The organism is Brevibacterium sp. H602, assembly GCF_051172395.1.
GTDB lineage: Bacteria > Actinomycetota > Actinomycetes > Actinomycetales > Brevibacteriaceae > Brevibacterium.
The window spans coordinates 137,601-152,573 of sequence record NZ_JBPIZD010000007.1; the positions used below are offsets into that span (position 1 = coordinate 137,601).

At 61.5% G+C, this 14,973-nt stretch carries 16 protein-coding genes; 8 read left to right on the plus strand and 8 right to left on the minus strand.

Annotation, left to right across the window (positions count from 1 at the left end):
• The first annotated feature begins 217 nt into the window (after positions 1 to 217).
• Positions 218 to 586 (plus strand): helix-turn-helix transcriptional regulator, encoded by a 369-nt coding sequence (locus ACSBQT_RS07285; protein WP_435001287.1) that lies wholly within the window; start codon positions 218 to 220, stop codon positions 584 to 586.
• 42 nt (positions 587 to 628) lie between these two features.
• Here the strand turns inward: ACSBQT_RS07285 and ACSBQT_RS07290 are convergent, their stop codons facing one another.
• The gene (locus ACSBQT_RS07290) at positions 629 to 1,591 is read right to left on the minus strand and encodes a helix-turn-helix transcriptional regulator (protein ID WP_435001288.1); all 963 of its coding nucleotides are present in this window, start codon (positions 1,589 to 1,591) and stop codon (positions 629 to 631) included.
• Between the two features lie 161 nt (positions 1,592 to 1,752).
• Between ACSBQT_RS07290 and ACSBQT_RS07295 the strand changes: the two genes are divergently transcribed.
• The 4 genes from ACSBQT_RS07295 to ACSBQT_RS07310 all read left to right on the plus strand — a co-directional run bounded on the left by ACSBQT_RS07295 (position 1,753) and on the right by ACSBQT_RS07310 (position 6,118).
• Positions 1,753 to 2,118: a VOC family protein gene (locus ACSBQT_RS07295; protein ID WP_172170430.1), complete on the plus strand. Its 366-nt coding sequence runs from the start codon at positions 1,753 to 1,755 to the stop codon at positions 2,116 to 2,118.
• A 762-nt stretch (positions 2,119 to 2,880) separates the two neighbouring features.
• The gene (locus tag ACSBQT_RS07300; protein ID WP_435001290.1) at positions 2,881 to 3,255 is read left to right on the plus strand and encodes a hypothetical protein; all 375 of its coding nucleotides are present in this window, start codon (positions 2,881 to 2,883) and stop codon (positions 3,253 to 3,255) included.
• Positions 3,256 to 3,330: 75 nt separating this feature from the next.
• The gene (locus ACSBQT_RS07305) at positions 3,331 to 4,341 is read left to right on the plus strand and encodes an aldo/keto reductase family protein (RefSeq protein ID WP_435001291.1); all 1,011 of its coding nucleotides are present in this window, start codon (positions 3,331 to 3,333) and stop codon (positions 4,339 to 4,341) included.
• Positions 4,342 to 4,666: 325 nt separating this feature from the next.
• Positions 4,667 to 6,118 carry an MDR family MFS transporter gene (locus tag ACSBQT_RS07310; RefSeq protein ID WP_435001292.1) on the plus strand — a complete coding sequence of 484 codons (1,452 nt, stop codon included), beginning with the start codon at positions 4,667 to 4,669 and terminating at the stop codon, positions 6,116 to 6,118.
• Between the two features lie 76 nt (positions 6,119 to 6,194).
• Here ACSBQT_RS07310 and ACSBQT_RS07315 read toward each other — a convergent pair whose 3' ends face one another.
• Positions 6,195 to 6,743, minus strand: a complete 549-nt coding sequence (locus tag ACSBQT_RS07315; protein ID WP_435001293.1) for a TetR/AcrR family transcriptional regulator — start codon at positions 6,741 to 6,743, stop codon at positions 6,195 to 6,197.
• A 114-nt stretch (positions 6,744 to 6,857) separates the two neighbouring features.
• Between ACSBQT_RS07315 and ACSBQT_RS07320 the strand changes: the two genes are divergently transcribed.
• Entirely contained in the window at positions 6,858 to 7,373 is a 516-nt protein-coding gene (locus tag ACSBQT_RS07320) for a DoxX family protein (RefSeq protein ID WP_435001294.1), read from the plus strand.
• 10 nt (positions 7,374 to 7,383) lie between these two features.
• On the opposite strand, the gene ACSBQT_RS07325 is transcribed toward ACSBQT_RS07320, so the two are convergent.
• From ACSBQT_RS07325 to ACSBQT_RS07340, 4 genes are all read right to left on the minus strand, one after another.
• Positions 7,384 to 7,530 (minus strand): hypothetical protein, encoded by a 147-nt coding sequence (locus tag ACSBQT_RS07325; protein WP_435001295.1) that lies wholly within the window; start codon positions 7,528 to 7,530, stop codon positions 7,384 to 7,386.
• 74 nt (positions 7,531 to 7,604) lie between these two features.
• Entirely contained in the window at positions 7,605 to 8,708 is a 1,104-nt protein-coding gene (locus tag ACSBQT_RS07330; RefSeq protein WP_435001297.1) for a LacI family DNA-binding transcriptional regulator, read from the minus strand.
• Between the two features lie 131 nt (positions 8,709 to 8,839).
• Positions 8,840 to 10,489: a hypothetical protein gene (locus ACSBQT_RS07335; protein ID WP_435001299.1), complete on the minus strand. Its 1,650-nt coding sequence runs from the start codon at positions 10,487 to 10,489 to the stop codon at positions 8,840 to 8,842.
• Positions 10,482 to 11,819: an MFS transporter gene (locus tag ACSBQT_RS07340; protein ID WP_435001300.1), complete on the minus strand. Its 1,338-nt coding sequence runs from the start codon at positions 11,817 to 11,819 to the stop codon at positions 10,482 to 10,484. The genes ACSBQT_RS07335 and ACSBQT_RS07340 overlap by 8 nt, the downstream gene beginning before the upstream one ends.
• Positions 11,820 to 12,035: 216 nt before the next feature.
• On the opposite strand from ACSBQT_RS07340, the gene ACSBQT_RS07345 reads away from it, so the two are divergent.
• Positions 12,036 to 12,635 carry a histidine phosphatase family protein gene (locus tag ACSBQT_RS07345; protein WP_435001301.1) on the plus strand — a complete coding sequence of 200 codons (600 nt, stop codon included), beginning with the start codon at positions 12,036 to 12,038 and terminating at the stop codon, positions 12,633 to 12,635.
• A gap of 88 nt (positions 12,636 to 12,723) precedes the next feature.
• Here ACSBQT_RS07345 and ACSBQT_RS07350 read toward each other — a convergent pair whose 3' ends face one another.
• Complete coding sequence (locus tag ACSBQT_RS07350; RefSeq protein ID WP_435001302.1) at positions 12,724 to 13,239, minus strand: SRPBCC domain-containing protein; 516 nt, start codon at positions 13,237 to 13,239, stop codon at positions 12,724 to 12,726.
• 16 nt (positions 13,240 to 13,255) lie between these two features.
• Between ACSBQT_RS07350 and ACSBQT_RS07355 the strand changes: the two genes are divergently transcribed.
• Positions 13,256 to 13,597, plus strand: a complete 342-nt coding sequence (locus ACSBQT_RS07355) for an ArsR/SmtB family transcription factor (RefSeq protein ID WP_435001304.1) — start codon at positions 13,256 to 13,258, stop codon at positions 13,595 to 13,597.
• A 77-nt stretch (positions 13,598 to 13,674) separates the two neighbouring features.
• Here the strand turns inward: ACSBQT_RS07355 and ACSBQT_RS07360 are convergent, their stop codons facing one another.
• Complete coding sequence (locus tag ACSBQT_RS07360; RefSeq protein ID WP_435001305.1) at positions 13,675 to 14,907, minus strand: MFS transporter; 1,233 nt, start codon at positions 14,905 to 14,907, stop codon at positions 13,675 to 13,677.
• Between the last annotated feature and the right edge of the window lie 66 nt (positions 14,908 to 14,973).

The window sequence follows — 14,973 nt, forward strand, 5'->3', positions numbered from 1 at the left end:
TGAATTGATCACTTTCTTCAGTGGGCAATCCAGAGGAAGGTGTACCGAACTGGCAAGTACCGCGGTGCATCCGCTCCGATACGACCTCGCCCTCGCGGATATGCGGCGGCGAGCGCCTATGGCGTGATTCCGGACGTCCCGGCATGCTCCTCGGAAATCGCGATCTTCACATTAATGAGTTCAGAACCTAGAGGTTCTATATTGGAAGAGGTGGGAGGTGGACGTTCATCTGGCCTCAGGACACTCAACACCTAGTGCGATTGAGAGGGAAGTGAGAAGAATGGCTGAGACTCTGAGCGATTTCCTCGACCACCATCCAGTGGACCGTGAGAACGTTGAACGCCACAAGCAGCGAATGCTCGCGGAAGTCCGCGCCCACCGTCTGAAGGAACTCCGATCAACCGCCGGGCTCACTCAGCAGGAACTCGCCGACAGAATCGGCGTTTCACAACGCCAAGTCTCCAAGATTGAGCACGGAGACCTTGAGAACACCAGGATCGGCACTGCTCGGCGCTGCCTGGAAGCAGTTGGCGGAAACCTGACACTCGACTTCGTCTTCGGAGAAACTCGAATCCAGATCGCCTGATTCGTCCTGGCTATGGTCGCCGCACGTCGCACCAGCGATACCTCAATGTCGTGCCGCCATGTCGGCGGCCAGCTTCCTGACCAGCTCCCGCGCCGCCGGTGGATCGATGACTTCGATGTGGTCGGTGAATTGCATGAGCTGCCTGACTCCGTCGAGTTGGTCGTAAGCGACGATGATCCGTACTTTCGCATCATCAGTCGGCACTTGTTCGACGGAACGCAGTCGACTGCCGAGGATCCTGCGCGCAATATCCTCTCCTCCGACCTCGAGAAGAGCCGTCACAAATACGTCCTCTCGGCTCTCCAGACGCTCGACCAAAAATTGCGCAACACCCTGCAGCGTCGTCTCCGGCCGGAGCGTCCGTACAGATTCAAGAACAGTCCACTTCCGCATTCGGGTCATGGCGAACATGCGCGGATTCCCATCGACATCGGCAATGAGGTACCACCGCCCGCCTCGCAGATAGAGACCATACGGGTCGACCTGATAGATTCGCGTTTCAGCTTTCCCGCTTGACCGATATTCGATCTGCAATCGCCGGGCCGACCGGAGGCAATCGACGAGGTCAGCGAAGTCGAATGCCGCTTCGTCGGCGAACCATGCCGAGCTATCGATCTCGACCACTTCACGGAGAGGAATAGGTTGCTGATCTGTCCGCTCGAACGGCTTTGGCCGCCGCGCGTCTAAGCGTTGGAAGGCCCGCAGCATTCCCTCTTCGAGGCCGAGATGGCGCGCACTTCTGAAATCCAAACCGACCAGCGCCAGCGCCTCCGCTTCGGTTGCGGATAGCCGGTTCACGTCGATCTGCGTTCTCGTCTGCAGGGAGATCCCGCCGTAGCGGCCGGGCGCTGCAACGACCGGCACATCCGCTTCGATCAATGCGTCGATGTCACGCAGGATCGTTCGCACCGAAACACCGAACTGTTCGGACAGACGAGCAGCCGTCGTCTGAGCAGCGGACTGGAGCGCCACGATGATCGACAGCAATCGCTGCGGACGTTTCACTTCGTTCCTCCTCCCCCCCCCCTGCAGAGAATTTTTCCGAGCTCGTTTCCAAACATGACATGGGCTGTCATCTATTGCTGTCAGTGTAGAACCACGGCGACCGAACTGAAGGTCACCGAACGTCGAAATCATCGAAAACCAGCAAACAGAAGGAGCACCTCATGCCTGCACCGAACCTGTTCCTCATCTACGTCACCGACACCGCCGCCTCGACGGCCTTCTACAGCAACCTCTTCGAGATGGAACCCGAGATGGTCACACCCCACTACGTCTCATTCGAAATCGCACCGGGAGTTCTGTTCTCCCTCTGGAGCGGCGCAAGTGAGTCAGTCACAAAAACATCAGTGCGCACGTCAGAAGTCGGACTCATGGTGCCCGGAACCGCAGAAGCAGTCGATGCTGTTTTCGCCGACTGGACCGCAAAGGAAGTTGTTGTCGTTTCCGAGCCCTACGACGCAGTCTTCGGGCGCACCTTCGTCGTCGCCGATCCCGACGGGAATCTCATCCGCGTCTCGCCCGTGGACTGAACTCCGCCTCGGCGAAGGGGTCAACACGGAAGCGCTGGCTAACAGTCGGACAGATTGGCGATACGATTCAGGACGACTATGCCGACCGGCAATTCGAACTGCGCGAGGATGTGAATGCTCAGGTATCTGGCTGCTCTGCCATTCGCGCTGCCTGCGTTCACCCTCGGTGCCACTATCGCCGGAATCTTCTCGAAACGCCTTGGGAGACAGATCCACGAACATCCCGCCGTCGTCTTCCTGTGGTTAGCAAGTCTGTCGCTGATCCTTGCCGCGACTCTCACTCCTTCAAGCCAAGCGTTCGAGGCTCACGAGGGGCTTCGAACCACACGGGTGTGGATCTGGTCTCTGCCATCCCCGGGTGCGCTGACCCATGTGAATTGGCAGTCGATGAACCTGCTGCTCTTTGCACCGGCAGGCTTCGCGAGCGGCTTGTACTCCAGGCGACGGAATGTCATGCTTTTCGGTTCGCTGGCCCTATTGAGTTCACTCGCGGTCGAAGTCGTCCAGTATCTGCTGATTCCACTCGGCCGAGCGCAATTCAATTCGGCGACGGTGATCATCGGTTGGACCGGAATCACGGCTGGAGCGCTGGTGGGTGCTCTCGTCTCAGCTCTGTACAGACGCGGTCAAAGCCGGGCGGCTGCGCCCGCATAAGGACTGACAGCCGGAACCAGGCGATCGTCCGGCTCTCGTGTCGGTCAGGTGAGCCGAGCGTGGAGCTGGGTACGATGGCCTGGTTCCGGACTTCCCCCTACAGATCGGATGATCATGAAGAAGCTTGCGCTGTCTGTCAGCGGATTGGCTGTGGCCGCCGGCACCGTGGTCTCTGCCCACCCCGCGATGGCTATGGCCGATGAGGGTGCTGCACACGTAGCCGCTTCCCCGGCCAGCGAGAAAGACCGCATCGATTCGCTGCTCGAAGACGGCGCGGAGGCCCACCCTCTCGACCTCGTCCCAGGGGCGACAACCGATCCAGTTAAGATCAAAGAGATAGAAGAATCAGCTGTTCCTGCCACGGTCGTCGTCAATCCCGACAACGGGGAGATCGTGGCTGCCAAGGTCGAGTCCAGCGCCATTGGACATGTCATCGTGGACCTAGCCCAGCCTGATTCCATTTTCCCGACCCTGACCAAGTGACAGGGCCCGCGGGATTCTGACCCCCAGCTTCGGCGAGGGGTTCCGCACTCCCCCACCCGGTCGTAGGCTGAGGTCATGGAGCACAGATATCTGGGAAACAGCGGACTCAAGATCTCCGAGATCACCTACGGCAACTGGCTCACGCACGGTTCGCAGGTGGAGAACGACACCGCCACGAAGTGCGTGCACGCCGCCCTCGACGCGGGCATCTCCACCTTCGACACCGCCGACGTCTACGCGAACACCGTCGCCGAACAGGTCCTCGGCGATGCGCTCAAGGGCCAACGACGCGAATCGCTCGAGATCTTCACGAAGGTCTACTTCCCCACCGGACCCAAGGGACACAATGACACCGGGCTGTCGCGCAAGCACATGATGGAGTCGATCAACGGCTCGCTGCGCCGACTCGGCACCGACTACGTCGACCTCTACCAAGCCCACCGCTACGACTACGAAACCCCACTGGAAGAGACGATGCAGGCCTTCGCCGACATCGTCCGCTCCGGCAAAGCTCTCTACATCGGCGTGAGCGAATGGAACGCCGACCAGCTGCGCGCCGCCCACCACCTGGCCCGCGACCTCGGCATCCAGCTCGTGTCGAACCAACCGCAGTACAACATGCTCTGGCGCGTCATCGAGGAACGGGTCGTCCCGACGTCGAAGGAACTCGGCATCTCGCAGATCGTCTGGTCCCCGATCGCGCAGGGCGCGCTGACCGGCAAGTACAAACCCGGCCAGCCGGTCCCCGCCGGATCCCGGGCAACCGACGAGGACGGCGGCGGCGCTGAATCGATCAGGAGCCGCTATCTTCACGACGACAAACTGACGGCAGTGGCGAAGCTCGAACCGATCGCCGACGAGCTCGGAATCCCTATGGCGCAGCTCGCGATCGCCTGGGTGCTGGCCAACGACAACGTCGCCACCGCCCTCGTCGGCGCCTCCCGCCCCGAGCAGATCGCCTCGAACGCCGAGGCCGCCGGGGTCACCCTCGACGCGGACGTCCTCACGCGCATCGACGACATCCTCGGCGACCTGCCGGAGACCGACCCCAACAAGACCCAGTCGCCGGCCACCCGCCTGACCTGATCCCTCACCGAGGCGGCCGACCGTCCGACCGGCCCCTCACCGAGGCGGCCGACCGTTGCGATTCCGACCGCGGCCCCGTATCGGGCCACGATCAGGATCGTCCGCACCGGCGACGGGTGTCTGTCACCCAACCGGGAGATGAACTCGACGAATCTCACACCGACCCGGGGCCGTCTCGGCGAGGGTCGTGCGTTAAACTGCATAAAACGGTTATATAACCAAGGAATTTAATTCCGGGCGCGAAGAGGGGCCCATTCAGCACACCGCCTCGGGCGGGCTGTCGCTGGAAGACGAGAAGAGACGCAGACGACGAACAGGTGAGGGGATGCCATTGGCGAACGGAGACGATATTCAGAAGGACCCGTCAGAAGGCACCCCGGTCAACCGAAACCTCGTGCTTGCGGTTCTCGTCTCAGGCGCGTTCGTCATCATCCTCAACCAGACGCTGCTCAACACCGCCCTACCGGCGTTCATGCACTACTTCGACATCACCTCCGGCGCCGCACAGTGGGTGACGACCAGCTTCATGCTCGTCAACGGCATCATGATTCCGGTGACCGCCTTCCTCATCGAGAAATTCACGACGCGAGGCCTGTTCTTCACCGCCATGGGCCTATTCATCCTCGGCACTCTCATTTGCGCGATCGCCCCGGTCTATCCGGTGATGCTCATCGGCCGCGTCATCCAGGCCTCGGCCGGCGGCATCATCATGCCGCTCATGCAGACGATCCTCTTCGCGATCTTCCCCGTCGAGAAACGCGGTTCGGCCATGGGGACCTTCGGACTCGTCATCGCCTTCGCCCCGGCTATCGGCCCCAGCCTCTCTGGCTGGATCGTCGACCACCTGCCGTGGCAGACGCTGTTCGACATGATGCTGCCGATCGCGATCATCGACCTCATCGTCGCCTATTTCCTGCTCACGAACGTCACCGAACGCACCTTCCCCCGCCTCGACGTCCTCTCGATCATCCTCTCCACCTTCGGCTTCGGCGGACTGCTGTTCGGCTTCGGCACCGCCGGTGACGCCGGCTGGCTCAGCGCCGAGGTGCTCATCCCGCTGGTCATCGGCGCGATCACTCTGACGTTCTTCATCACCCGCCAGTTCAAGCTCGAACAGCCGATCCTCGAGTTCCGCATCCTCCGCTACCGCATGTTCACGCTCAACACCCTGCTGGGCATGTGCGTGTTCATCGTCATGGTCGGCGGCATGATGGTCCTGCCGCTGTACATGCAGAACATGAATGACTTCTCGGCCATGGAGTCGGGTCTGGTCCTGCTTCCCGGCGCCGCGGTGATGGGACTGATGTCGCCGGTGACCGGTCGCGTGTTCGATGCCGTGGGCGCCAAATGGCTCGCGATCGCCGGCTTCGTCCTGCTCACCGGAACCACGTTCCTCTTCGCTCGGCTGGAACCGGACACGTCGTTCGTCTACCTCGCCGTGGTCAACACGATCCGCATGTTCGGTGTCGCCATGGTGATGATGCCGGTGACCACGGCCGCGCTCAACCAGCTGCCCTCGCACCTCATCCCCCACGGCACTGCCCTGAACAACACGCTGCGCCAGATCGCCGCGTCCGTCGGCACCGCGGCGCTCGTGACGATCATGGTCTCGGCCGCGCGGAACCCGGAGACCTACGGCATGGCGGGCCTGGTGCACGGCGCGAACGTCGCGTTCTTCGTCGCCGCCTGCGTCGGCATCCTCGGCGTCATCGGCGCGTTCTTCATCAAGAACTCCCACGGACTCGAACCGGGGCAGAAGAAGGTCGCCGGCAAGTGATTCCGGGGCGCCGCAGACGCCCGACCGCCATACAGGCGGATCAGCCTCGACCTCTCAGCGGATCCGGACCGGCCCCTCAGCCGCTCTTGTCAGCACCCTCAACGAGGTGGCCCGCCACAATGCGCGCCTGTTCGAGTGCGTCTTCGGGCTCCACTGCTCCGCTGAGCACCAGCGTGGCGTATCCGTGGACGAGTGACCATGCCGCCACCCCGAAATCGGAGTCCGGCCCTGATCTGGTCTTCGCCACTCCGACCGAGAGCGCAGCCCACGCCCGCTGACGTGCCGCAGTCAGTTCGGAGTCGTCATCGTCGAGCAGCCGGGGCTGGAACATCACCGTGAAGTGGGATGGGCAGGCGAGCGCGAATTCGACATAGGCGACTCCGCGGTCGATGAGTCCGCCGTCGTCGACTCCGACCAGCGCCTCTGCGAGACGGTCGTACCCTTCGGCCGCGAGCGCCGTGAGCAGACCGGATTTATCGCCGAAATGATACGTCGGAGCGGCGTTGGAGACTCCGGCCCGCTTCGCCAGCGCACGCATGCTCAGTTTGGCCACGCCGTCCTCGGCAATCGCCGAGGCGGTCTCCGCCAACAGAGTCCGACGCAGATCCCCATGATGATAAGTCACACTTCGATCGTACCGGAGCAAACTTTTCATTGACAAGATACTCGTCAGCGGTCTATCTTTTCAGTGTAAAGATTCGCTGGGGCCGCAAGGCTTCGCTCATCGAAGGAGCCTCTCATGGCACCCTTGCTCTTTCTCCTCATCACAACTCTCGTCGTCAACGCCGTCGGGCACTTCAACTCGGCAGCGGCCGAACATGGCCTCGGCACGTGGCCGGTGGCGCTCAGGTTCGGACTGGCCGTGATGTTCATCGTCACCGGCATCTCCCATTTCGTCGGCATGCGCGAGGCTCTCATCGACATGGTGCCGCCATGGCTTCCGGCAGCAGCCGCGCTCGTCACCGTGACCGGGGTGCTCGAACTGTTCGGAGCCATCGGCCTGCTGCTAAGCCCGACTCGCCCATGGGCGGCCGGCGGGCTGGGGCTGATGCTCATCCTCATGTTCCCGGCGAATGTGCACCTGGCGCTGACCGGCGAGAATCTGCCGTGGGACGACCAGCTGGTGCCGCGCACAGCAATGCAGGCCGTCTTCCTTGCCGCGGTCCTCGCAGTTCTCATTCCGGAGATCCGGGCACAACGGGGAACGCAAAGGCAGTACGCGCCGGGCGCGACGTTGAAGCCGTCCGCACTCTGACGCTCCGGGCCTATTTGTAGTAGCCCTCGCGGAGGTTGATTCCGTGCTCGATCCAGACCTTGAGCGCCGAGAGCATTCCGGTCCAGCCCATGCAGTTGCCGAAGGCCCCCTGGGCTCCACCCTCGGTGAGCTTCCAGGACTTCTCCGTGATCGTCACGAGAGTCCTGGCCCCGTCGTCGACGGGGTGAAGTAGCGCGAGAGCTGTTCGAAGTCGGCGGGCAAGGGCCGCACTCACGCTTCCCGAAGTGGGCCGGTCGAGCCGCGAACGATGAGCTCAACGGGTTCCCGATGGTTCCCGAGTCCGGGTTCGGTGAGTCGCCGATATGCCTGGCGTCCCATTTCGCGAAGGTCCAGTCGGACCGTAGTCAGTCCAGGTGACAGCAGCGACGAGGTGGCGAGATCGTCATGACCGATTACGGAGATATCTCGACCGACAATGAGACCCTGGTGACGAATCGCATGATAGACATAGGCAGCTGTGTGATCCGAGTTCGTAATAATTGCCGTCGGACGTTCTGCAGTCGGCATTCCGAACACTTCGGACAAATGCTCTGTAAGGCCGTCGCCTCTCAGCGAAGCGTAGATGGGACTAGGCAGAACATGATGCTCTGAACACAGCTGCAGATACCGTGCCGTCCGGTCTCCATCGGGCATGAGCTGGGGCGGAGCAGACAAGAGTGCAATTTTTCTGTGCCCCATTTCGTAAAGATGGTGGAAGGCGAGATCCACTGCTGTCTCATCGTCCGGCGTCACATGAGGGATCTCAGGTGCCGCTGTGAGTCGCGCATTGACGATGGCAAGCGGCGCCGTCGGCTGCAGCTGTTGCCATAACCGGACGGTGGACGCATCGCCGACGGGCACGATGGCCAGTCCAGCCGTACGGCGGGAAGCCAGCGAACGAACGTGCGCCTCTTCGCGCGCGGCATCAAATTGACTGTCCATCGCGAGAACCGATACGCCATCGCCTTCCGCTCTCTCCTGCATCCCCATGAGGATTTCGTTGAAGAACGGATTGGCGACGTTTCTGACAACGAGGCCCATAATCGTTGCTTTTCCAGTCCGCAGCTCGCGAGCACGCGGGTCTGGCTGGTAGCCGAGCTCAGCAGCAACATTGCGGACGTGTTGTCGAGTCGGCTCAGAGACTCCAGGACGTTCGTTGAAGACGAAGCTGACAAGGGAGGGAGATACGCCTGCCGCTTCAGCTACTGTCCGAACCGTGGGTCGACGGTTTGACGTTCCTCGCTCATTGTTCGGAACCATCCGTCGTCTGCCTCGCTCAATCTGTCGGTCCGTCGCGGTTCGCCGGCGGCTCAAATTCGGATCGGTGACTTTCACCGAGCTCCATTATCCCGGAAATCTGCCTGCCGACTTCTCGGTCGGCAGACAGATACGAACTCAGTCTGATCACTTAGACTCGGCACCGCTTTCTACACGTGCACTCCAGTGGCCGGCTTCGGCAGCCAGCTTCAAGAGACCCCCAATGCTGTAAGAAGCTCATTCGAGACTGAAACCAGAAGGTCCTGATTACGATCGGCAACGGCCCCTTCAGCGTATAGTCCACCGACAGAACCTTCGTCGTTGGCCGCGATCTCCCGGTGAAGAGACGCGAGATCCTCAAGGCTCAGGGTTCCGTCCGGTGTCGCCGGTGCCTGGGAATCAACCATCGTCGTCCGCAGCCTGACCATCGACGGGCCTGCAGAGATCTCTATGCCACGGAATTGCACGGGCCATTCGGCGATGGAGCCAGTCGAAGCCTCCCAGAAACCGCCGCCTTCGCCAGGTCGAGGGGTGATTTTGTTGACATGGGTATGCCCCGACAGCCACAGTGCCACATTCGCAAAGCGGTGCAGAAGCTTTTCGACCTCGTCAGCAAGATACAGCTTCCCACGTCGGTCCTCTCCTGCCCCAGAGCCTGCCCCGAAGCCGTTGGTCATCGTAGAGAGACCATGGTGCGACGCGATGACGACCAACCGGTCGTCCCCGCCTCCGCTAACGGCCTCCCCGCTCTCGGAGAGATACGAGGTATGGACCTCGACGAGTTTCTCCTCCAGCCATTCGAACTGTCGCTGGTCCACGCACCCATCGACGTGCCCGGCGATGTTGGTGGTGTCCAGAACGATCATTCTCACTCCGGGAAGTTCGTCGTAGACGTAATACGCGCGACCGGATGCTCTGTTGTCCTCGGTGAATCCGTGCCCCTGCGGAGAGCCGAGGGCGCAGAGATGTCTATTGACATACTCAGCCTTCGTCACCATCCGCCGCCCCGAGTCGCTTTCGATAGGATGGCTCGCCCCTTGAGAGACCCACGTCGGGTCCTCGACGTATGCGGACAGCTTATCTCCGCGGGGACCGGCATCCTCCGCTACTCCAATGGGCTTGGCTCGGCCAGTGAGAAAGTCGTCGTATCCGCGCGGCTCGGCGGAACGCCCCTGTACCAGGCAGTCATGATTGCCGAAGCAGCTCAGCCAGGGAAGCTTCAGGCCCTCGCCGTCAAACGGTTTGGCAGATGCCGTCAAGGCTCCCGCATGCGTCGGCAGCCCTTTCGTCTTCTTCCACTGGTCGTGCGACGAAGGCTCGGGGTTGTAGTAATTCTCGTCGTCCAGGCCCACTGGCGCATCGCTGAAACCGCGTGTGCCAGCTGCTGGCTCGATTGTGCCGCCCGCGAGGTATGTGAGGAACGCATCGAGCTCATTCGACTGCGCCGAGTCTGTGTTATCCCCGGTTGTCAGAGCGATGTCCCATCGTCCCGGTTCCCTGGCGACTAGTCCGTTGATGGTGCGCACCGTCATTTCAATCGCGTGCGCCAGAAGAAACTCTTGTGGCCGGTAGGCGGGAAGCATGCGCGCCCAGTCTGGTTGCCCTTCGCGTCGTTGGAGGAACTCCACTCGACTCGGCGAGGCAAGGTCTGCGATCTGAAAGTCAGTGAAGTGAACCAGCCCGGCAAGCCGGACTTCATCGCGGGCAGGCTCTCCGTCTGGCGTCGCAGGCACCAGGTCATTGCGCACAGTATGCTGTTCACCGGAGTGGAGGTGGAGCCGACGATACGGCTCGGCCTGGTCGGGAACCAGAGTCGTTTCGACGGTGGTGATCACCTTAATGTCATCGCGCTCAGGCATGAGCAGGCTCCTCGAAGTTGATCTCTTCCAGGCTGCGGTTCTTCGTCTCCGGTGCCATAAACAGGCAGATCAGCAAGCCCGCGGCACCGACGGCGGCAAACACCCAGAGTGCCGCATTGTTCCCCCATGCCGCCACGAGGTTGGGGAAAGCCAGCACGCCCAGGATCGATCCGATGCGGCTTACCGAGGTCGCCAGTCCCGAGCCCGTTGCACGCAGTGATGTCGGGAACAGTTCTGTGGGGTAGACGAAGTTGAGGATGCCGCCACCGGAGTTGGCGAAGAGTACGGCGATGCTGAAGAGGACAACGAGGAATCCGAAGCTCGGTCCGATGACAGAGGCCAAGACGATGAGTGCCACGGTGAGGCCGGCAAAAGAGGTGATGATGAGTGGACGTCGTCCCCAGTTGTCGACGAGATTCATGCCGATGATGGAACCGGCCAGTCCGAGGAGGGCAACAACTCCGGACCCGATAATCACACTGACGTGAGAGCCGTTGGTGAACGGTTCCAGGATGGTCGGCGTGTACATCGAGATGCCGTAATAGGCAGTGGCGTAGCAAAACCAGAATCCGCAGACGAACAAGGTCCGTCGACACTGGACACCGACGAAGAGCTTTGCCGACTCGCCCGGCTTCGGCTGGTCGCTTTCAGTGAGCTCGGCATCGGTCGGTCGTACACCGGTGACCTTTTCGACGACATTCTTCGCGTCCTCTGTTCGGCCGTGGGCGAGGAGCCAGCGAGGCGATTCGGGGAGCTGCACGCGGAAGATGAAGACGATGAGCGCGAAGACTGCTCCCACCAGCAAGAGCGCGCGCCAGGCGTAATCTCCCAGCGGCAGCACAACCAACCCGACCAGATATGCGGCGACCGCTCCGACGAACCACATCGCACCGAGCGACGTGGAGAGCTTCCCTCGCCCCTTCTTAGAGGCGAATTCAGAGACAATGGTCGCCGAGATGGGGTAGTCGGCACCGATTCCGATGCCGAGCAGGAATCGGAAGATGATGAGCTGCCAGACATCTTGTGAGAATGCTGTCAGGGCCGCAAACACGACGAAGGCGAGCAGATCGATGACATACATCGCCTTGCGGCCGAAACGATCAGTGAGATTGCCGAGTACGGCGGCGCCGATGAAAGAGCCTATGATCGCCGAACTGGTGATGAGGGACTTCTCGCCCGCACTGACATCCCATTCATTTGCAATCATCGGCAGAGCCACAGCGATGACCGTCAAATCGAAGCCGTCAAGGAATGTGCCGCCTGCAGATAGGACAGTCACCTTCCGTTGAAACCGTTTCGTCTGTGGACTCTCGAAGCCGTCAAAGTTCATGATCCGCCCTCTCTCGGGGATGGAAAACCACCAAATAGGTGTTCGTCTGAAGTCTCGTAATCTCGGGGTCTAAATCGATTTAAACGCTACACTGGCTGTTGCGCGATGCACAATAGAACTTTTGCCTGAAATCCAATCGACTCCTGCCCTTCATTCTGGGGTCAGATGAGGACACATAATGTTCACGTTCAAGTCATGGAAGGACCGGAGGCTGCTGTGGACGACATCCTCAACAACCGCTGCAATCGACTGTGGGGACTGCGGCACGGAGAGAGCCGAGCAAACGTCGAGCAGATTGTTGTCAGCCGCCCAGGCCGACTTGCCTTCGAGTGGGCCTCGCTGACCGACCGGGGAAGGCAACAAGCAGAAGAGACCGCCCGAAACAATCGAATGCCCTCGGGCTCGCTTCTGATCACCAGTGATTTTGCGCGCGCCCACGAAACCGCTCAGATAGCAGCCACGGCCTGGGGAACCCGTCCCGTAAGGATCGATACGCGCTTACGAGAGAGGGATTTCGGTTCCCTCGAAGATGGCCCGGCAGCTCGATATGACGAGGTGTGGGCAGCAGATTCCGAAAATCGAGGCTGGCCCGACGGCGTTGAGACTCCGCGACATGTCGCCGCGCGGACTCGTGCACTTATCGAGTCACTCATTGACGATCCCGAAGATGAAGCTTCTGAAATCGTCCTCGTGGCTCATGGCGACGTACTGCAAATCATGGAAGCCTGGCTGAAGGGACTCGACCCGTCACAGCATCGCTCGCTTCCCCACCTTCGCAATGCCGAACTTCGCCTTCTCACTCCAACTAAGGTATAAGTTCGAAGAATCCAAGAATGCGCCTTGGAGGTTCAGCCTCGGCTTCGACCTGATTGCGTTAAGGAACTTGGCAAGAGTTCGGATCAGCTCACTTGTAGTAGCCCTCGCGGAGGTTGATTCCGTGCTCGATCCAGACCTTCAGCGCCGAGAGCATTCCGGTCCAGCCCATGCAGTTGCCGAAGGCGCCCTGGGCTCCTCCCTCGGTGAGCTTCCAGGACTTCTCCGTGATCGTCACGAGAGTCCGCGCCCCGTCATCGACGGGAGTGAACTCGAAGGTCGTCGTCGTGTCCGTATCCACAGAGTCGTCGGACCCCTCCCAGCGGATGACGATCTTCTCGTCCTGAATGTTCTCGACGACCTCGACGGGGAATCTGCCCGGGAAGTCGGCGAAATCCCACGTGACTTCGGCTCCGGCTTCCAGACGGCCGCGGGCGCCGCCGGTCGTGAAGTAGTGCGAGAGCTGTTCGGGATCGGCAACCGCCTCGTAGGTTTCGTGCGGAGTCTTCGAGATATACCCGGTGACGGTGAAGGACAGCTCCTCCAGCGGGCGGGACTGTTCAGTCTGCTCGGCGGGTGTGTTCTGGGTGCTCTGCTCATCGGTCATGTGATATTTTTACCACATGTCGCAGTTGGAGGGAACAGGTTCGGACGAATCCGATGACGCAGTGTTCAAAGCACTGGCCAACTCCACCCGCCGACGTGTCCTCGATCTGCTGAAGGCTCGTCCGCGCACGACGGGCGATGTCTGCGAAGCGTTTCCCGACCTCGATCGCACGACGGTGCTGCAGCATATTCGGGTGCTCGAAGGCGCCGATCTGGTCACGGGGCGCAAGGACGGACGCACACGACTGCTGGCTCTGGCACCGCTCCCGATCAAACGGATCCACGATCGCTGGATCGGTGAGTACACACGTGCGGCCGTCGGACTGCTCGCGCAGCTCGATGAGGATTCCCAGCGCTGACGATTCAGCCCTACCCTTCAACCACAGGCTCAGTCGCACCCCGCAGTCTCCGGGTCAGCAGCGCCCACACTGACAGCTCAGCCGTGCCCGTTGTTCCGCATCTGCAGAGTCCGCGCGATCCACGACAGGGCACCGGTGAACAGCAGAAGCAGAGCACACACCAGGAAGGTCGACGACGAACCGAGATAGGTGAAACCGAGTCCGCCGACCACACCGGCGACAGCCAGACCGATGTCGAAGTTCATATTCCAGGCGACGCTGGCCCGGCTCGGCGAACTGACCGAGGCGAAGGCCATGACGAGACTTGCCGACTGCATGGCACCCAGACCCAGTCCGATGATGAGCATCGAGACGAACAGTGTCCCACCGTAGGAGACGACGGCGCAGACCAACCCGATCGACGTCAGGACGAGTCCCAAGATGTTGAGGGCGAACGGCGGGAAGCTGTCCGAAACGGCCCCGACGACGAAGCGTCCGATGACCGCCGATATCTGCATCCCGGCGATGAACAGTGCCGCCACGGCGACGTCCTCGCCCGGACCGAAGCCGACGATGATCCCGAAGACGATCATGCCGACGAGGAACGGAGAGAGCATGAGAACGAGCCCGAGGGCCTCCCCCGCCCGGCGTCCCACCTTCCGCAGGCTCCGGCTCTCATTGCGACCGGGCCGAACCCCGACAGTATAGCTGCCGTTGACCGGTTCTCCCGGATCGCCTTTTCCTCGCCGAGGCCGCCGACCGGGTACGTATTTGAGCACAGTGGGGATGGCCAAGAGGAGACAGGCGCAGACGATGACGCGGAAGATCCAGATCGGGATCGACTCGACCAGCCACAGTCCCAGCGGAGCTCCGACTGCCGCTGCCAGGGAGGTGATCCCACCGAAGCAGCCCAGCGCCTTGCCGATCCGCCCCGGCGAGGTCGTCCCCGGGACCGCTGCGTTGGCGAGGACGACGAAGAGGCCGAACCCGACGCCTCCGCAGAGTCCGGCGAGGACGAGAGCCAACAGGGGCGGGGTGACGAAGAGGCCGAGGAGTTGGCCGATGAATTGCAACAGGAGAGCCAGCATGAGCGAAGCCTTGAAACCGAAGACCCGACCGGCCCACGGAGCGAAGGGCTGAGCGACGATGACGCCGATCATCATCGTCGTCAGCACGGTCCCGCCGGTGACGGTCGACAGTCCGTCCGTCGACGCAATCGTCACCATCGTCGAATAGCTGAAGAAGAAGGCGGAGAACCCGAACATCGCCGTCCACACCAAGCCCAGCAGGGCCGGGGTGTACGTCGCCTGAGACGGCTGTTCGGGGTTCATAGTCCGAGGTTACGACATCGGCACTGCATCTGCCGTATCAGAATCGTCTGCCTCTCCTGCAGCGGA

Excerpts from the sequence above, each read along its gene's own strand:
- ACSBQT_RS07295 (WP_172170430.1), top strand. The coding sequence starts at position 1,753 with ATGCCTGCACCGAACCTGTTCCTCATCTACGTCACCGACACCGCCGCC.
- ACSBQT_RS07300 (WP_435001290.1), top strand. The coding sequence starts at position 2,881 with ATGATCATGAAGAAGCTTGCGCTGTCTGTCAGCGGATTGGCTGTGGCC.
- ACSBQT_RS07305 (WP_435001291.1), top strand. The coding sequence starts at position 3,331 with ATGGAGCACAGATATCTGGGAAACAGCGGACTCAAGATCTCCGAGATC.
- ACSBQT_RS07310 (WP_435001292.1), top strand. The coding sequence starts at position 4,667 with ATGCCATTGGCGAACGGAGACGATATTCAGAAGGACCCGTCAGAAGGC.
- ACSBQT_RS07320 (WP_435001294.1), top strand. The coding sequence starts at position 6,858 with ATGGCACCCTTGCTCTTTCTCCTCATCACAACTCTCGTCGTCAACGCC.
- ACSBQT_RS07335 (WP_435001299.1), bottom strand. The coding sequence starts at position 10,489 with ATGCCTGAGCGCGATGACATTAAGGTGATCACCACCGTCGAAACGACT.
- ACSBQT_RS07340 (WP_435001300.1), bottom strand. The coding sequence starts at position 11,819 with ATGAACTTTGACGGCTTCGAGAGTCCACAGACGAAACGGTTTCAACGG.
- ACSBQT_RS07350 (WP_435001302.1), bottom strand. The coding sequence starts at position 13,239 with ATGACCGATGAGCAGAGCACCCAGAACACACCCGCCGAGCAGACTGAA.
- ACSBQT_RS07355 (WP_435001304.1), top strand. The coding sequence starts at position 13,256 with ATGTCGCAGTTGGAGGGAACAGGTTCGGACGAATCCGATGACGCAGTG.
- ACSBQT_RS07360 (WP_435001305.1), bottom strand. The coding sequence starts at position 14,907 with ATGAACCCCGAACAGCCGTCTCAGGCGACGTACACCCCGGCCCTGCTG.